The 4,350-nt window shown below is 71.4% G+C and carries 2 protein-coding genes and 1 pseudogene; 2 read left to right on the forward strand and 1 reads right to left on the reverse strand.

What is annotated here, in order from left to right; translation table 11 throughout:
- Positions 1 to 562 precede the first annotated feature (562 nt).
- Positions 563 to 1,129 (forward strand): annotated as a pseudogene (locus ACZ5WK_RS40095) (amidohydrolase family protein); the annotation flags it as partial.
- A gap of 68 nt (positions 1,130 to 1,197) precedes the next feature.
- Here ACZ5WK_RS40095 and ACZ5WK_RS40100 read toward each other — a convergent pair.
- Positions 1,198 to 3,699, reverse strand: a complete 2,502-nt coding sequence (locus tag ACZ5WK_RS40100; RefSeq protein ID WP_465555485.1) for an FG-GAP-like repeat-containing protein — start codon at positions 3,697 to 3,699, stop codon at positions 1,198 to 1,200.
- 494 nt (positions 3,700 to 4,193) lie between these two features.
- On the opposite strand from ACZ5WK_RS40100, the gene ACZ5WK_RS40105 reads away from it, so the two are divergent.
- A partial coding sequence (locus ACZ5WK_RS40105) for a FadR/GntR family transcriptional regulator (protein WP_465555487.1) occupies positions 4,194 to 4,350 on the forward strand: 157 nt, incomplete at its 3' end.

Raw genomic sequence — 4,350 nt, forward strand, 5'->3', positions numbered from 1 at the left:
GCGAACCCCGCCAGGACGATCACGGCGGCGGCCGTGGCCGCGATTCTGGAGGAGCGAGGCTTCATGGTGCTGATCTCCTTGGCTGGGACGTCCGGCTCCCCTGCGGGGGCGGGGAGCCGGTGTGGTGGGAGGCCGGGAGGCCCGTCCCCCGGGAGGTGAAGCGGGGGTGGTTGAGCCGGATCTCCCTTCCCGGCCGTCATCCAGGAGGGAGGCCATGGATGCGGCGGTCGTGGCAGGCGCGCCGGATCGTGCTCGTGCTCCCCGCAGTCATCGGATGGATTGCGATCACGAGGACCATACGAGCTTGGCACCTGACTGACAATAGGGATACCTCGGGCGAATCTCAACCGTAACGTCCGGGCTTCCGTGGCGGGTTGCAGGGAGTTCTTGCTTCCGCTCTGAGCTGGAGATTTGATGAACAGTGAGGAGATATTCGGCTTCCGGGCCCCGGGTGGTGCCGAGAGACATCGGAAGACTTCTTGCGGTGGGTGGCCGGCGCTCGTATGGTCAGGGCGTCATGGATACATCCGATGTGTTGGCCCGGTGAAGAGTCCCGGCCCGCAGACCTCTCCCCGGCGGGGAACGACTGATGGGCATCAGACATCAGGTCCAGGAGGAGCCCGACCCCGCGTGGCTGCTGCGCCCCGACGTCCAGCGCGGCCTGCTCGCCGTCGCCGAGGCCGGCCTCGCCTACGACCTCGTCGTCAAGCCGCACCAGCTGCCCGCCGCCGCCCTCGCGGCCGCCCGGCTCACCGGCCTGACGTTCGTCCTCGACCACCTCGGCAAGCCCCCGGTCGCCGACGGCACGCTCCACCCCTGGACAGCGGACCTGCGCCGCCTGGCCGCGCTGCCCAACACCGTGGCAAAGCTCTCCGGCCTGGTGACCGAGGCCGCCCCCGGCCGGTGGCGGACGGAGGGCCTCGCGCCGTACGCCGACACCGCCCTGGAGGCCTTCGGCCCGCAGCGGCTCCTCTTCGGCTCCGACTGGCCGGTCTGCACCCTGGAGGCCGGCTACACCGAGGTCGTCCGGATCACCCGGCGCCTCGTGGACGGGCTCAGCGCGGGGGAGAAGGACGCGGTGTTCCGGCACAACGCCGTCCGCGTGTTCGGGCTCGTGTGCGGCGCCTGAAGTTCGATGGACATGAGCAGCCATGTGCCGTGGCGCCCGCCGCGTTCTCTGCGCCGGCTGAGGGCCACCTACCCGACCTGGTTCAACCAGGCGTCCACCGCCGAATCCGGCGCGACCATCAGGTAGTCGGCCCGGCGGTCGCCGTTGACGTCGGCGAAGCGGAGCTTGTCCCGGCTGGCGCCGCCGACCCCTGAGGCGAACACCCCCTGGTTGGTCCAGCCGCCGAACCCGGTGCCGCCGTTGTTGATCCAGGCCAGTACGGCTCCGTTGTCCTGGACCATGAGGTAGTCGTCGCGGCCGTCGCCGTTGACGTCGGCGAAGCGGAGCTTGTCCCGGGTGCCGCCGTCCACGCCCTCCGCGAACAGGCCGCGCGGCTGCCACGAGGGGATGCCGTTGTCGCCGGGGGTGTTGCGCCAGGCGTGCACTCGCCCTGTGGAGTCGACCACGAGGTAGTCGTCACGACCGTCGCCGTCGTAGTCGGCGAACCTGACCAGGTCCCCGGTGACGCCCTGTACTCCCGGTGCGATCAGGCCCAGGCTGTGCCAGGAGGGGACGCCGCCGGTGCCCGGGGTGTTCAGCCAGGCGAACACGGCCGCGTTGTCCTGTACGACGAGGTAGTCGTCGCGGCCGTCGCCGTTGACGTCCGCGAACTGCACGTGGTCCCCGGGGGCGCCCGTGCCGGGTGCGATGACCCCGAGGCTGGACCAGGAGGGCTTGCCGCCGTCCCCGGGGGTGTTCAGCCAGGCGCGGACGGCGCCGTTGTCCTGCACGACGAGGTAGTCCGCGCGGTTGTCGCCGTTGATATCCGCGAACCGGACCTGGGCGCCGGATACGGCCGTGCCGGCTCCGTCGGCGCCGGGTACGTTCGAGCCGGCTCCGGTGGCGATCCGGCCCCAGTTCTTCCACACCACGGGCACCGCCTGCGGGGCGCACGGGTTCTCCCCCTCCTGTCCGCCGGCCACCGGCACGATCAGGCCCTCGGCTGCCGCGTGCGCGATGGCCTCGGTGAACGCCCGGCCCATCTTGCGGTAGCCGGTGTCGTTGGGATGCAGCTGGTCGTAGAGGTCGGCGGTGGTCACGGCGCTCATGTCGACCAGCCGCACCCGCTTGCCCTGTGCGGCCATCTCCTGGATGAGCGGGGTGATGCTCCGGTTGTACTCCTGGATGCGTGGGCCCACGTCCGGCTTGGTGGAGGGCACGAGCGTCGCGACCAGCACGGTCACGCCGGGCAACAGGTGGAGCATCCGGTCCACCAGGGCGGCCAGGCGCCGCGGCGCCGAGTCGACGAGGTAGTTCTGGTTCATGTCGTTCGTGCCGGCGTGCAGCGTGACGATGTTCGGCCGGTAGTACGGCAGCGCGCACTCGGCGGCGCCCGCGATCTGGTCGATGCGCCACCCGGAGTGGCCCTCGTGGTCGTGGTCGGGCAGGACGCCGGCGGACTGCGAGCCGACGAAGTCCACCTCATCGTTCTGCGACTTCAGCGCGTCCCACAACTCGGCCCGGTAGCTGGACGTCGTGCTGCTGCCGGTGCCCAGCGTGATCGAGTCGCCGAGCGGCATCACCCGCGCCTGGGCGATGGACAGCGGGATGCCCCGGCGGTTGGCCTCGGCGACGAGCGCCGCCCAGATCCGCGCCGACAGGGCCGCGAACATGGCGCCGCCGGCGGCGACGAGGTCGCTGATGGTCTCGCCCGCCCACGAGCGGATGGACGTGGCCAGGCTCTGCAGCCCGCGGCCGACGGTCGCCGCCGTCCCGGCCAGGTTCTTGACCATCCAGGGCTTGCCCACGTCCCATCCGGCACCGGGGAGCAGTGCGCCGACCAGCCCGAACGCGAGCGCCTCCGCCCACAGCTGGGGGTCGGTGGCGGCGCGGCCCTGGAAGTAGGCGGTCATCATGTACCCGGTGAAGGTCCCGAAGCCTTGGGAGGCGGCCGAGCAGAAGTCGACGAACAGGGCTTCGGCGGGCGGAGGGGCGAAGGAGATGCAGAGTCCGAAGACGGCCGCGCGGACCGTCGTCGCCGTCACGAGGACGGCGACCGCCCTGAGCCACGTCCCCCAGGACGCCTGGCCGACCTCCGAACGCGGGACGACCACCGCGATGCCCTGGTCCGTCGCCCGGAGCGTGCCGTCGAAGGAGAAGTCGTCGACCGAGTTGATGTCGACCAGGTCGAGCGGCGCGCCCTGGAAGTACTGCCGCTGACTCCTCAGCAGGTCCAGCGCCTGGTCGCTCAGCCGCACCCCCGGCCGGTACACCCGGTCGATCGCGTCCTGCATCATCGCCTGGTTCACGCCGTCGAAGACGTAGTCGATCACCACGTCATCGGCGGCGACGTTCAGCATCGGGTGCGCGGCCCGCGCCTCGTCGCCGCAGGTGACGCGCGACCCGCCCGCCGTGGCGCCCGCGGCCACCGGGAGCCCGCAGGCGGAGCGGACCTCCCGCGTGGACGGGGCCGGCGTGATCCCCTTGGCCAGACCCAGCGCCAGGACCAGTGCCAGCCCCAGCACGAGCAGGGAGAACGACGGACGCGGCGCTCTCCCGCGTGCGCGGGGTTCCCTGCGGTGGCTACTCATGTGAACTCACTTCCGTAGACCGGCCGTTCGGAGTGGGCGATCGTCACGGGACGCGGGAGCGTTCCCCGACCGCATCGTGGCGCATCCCGCCCCGCCCTGGGCGTGGGGCGCCACATGATCAGCCACTGTTCACCGTCCGTACGATGACCCGGCGGACCCGGCGGACCCGGCGGACCCGGCCAGCGGGGCCGGCACGGGGCCGGGCAGGGCAGGGTGTTCCTCCGGAGGTCAGCCCCGCAGGTGTTAGCCGGAGGCGCTGCCCGTGTTGAGCTGTCCGTCAGCGGAAATTCCTGGCGCAGAACACCAGGCGCCCCGCGTCGGCCCGCGGAGGGGCGTGCCGGCCCGGACGCATCACGGCCTGCGTGGGGCAGCCGCCGTACGGAAGGCGTCCGGTGGATCTTGCCGGACGGCCTTGTCCGATCGCGATCAGGGCCGGCTCCGGGCAGGTGCCGGGAAGACTATGCTGCAGGGATCAGGACCAGGGAGGCAACGGCGTGCCAGTCACCGACTCGGCGATCGAGAAGATCAAAGCCATGATCGTCAATGGTGAGCTGCACCCCGGTTCGCGACTCCCCAACGAGGCCGACCTGGCCGAGCGGCTCGGTCTGTCGCGCAACTCCCTGCGTGAAGCGGTGAAGGCCCTCTCGCTCA

Source organism: Kitasatospora sp. NPDC032757 (assembly GCF_055579305.1).

Bases quoted from the DNA above. Each gene is read 5' to 3' on its own strand.
- ACZ5WK_RS40100 (WP_465555485.1), bottom strand. From the start codon at position 3,699: ATGAGTAGCCACCGCAGGGAACCCCGCGCACGCGGGAGAGCGCCGCGT.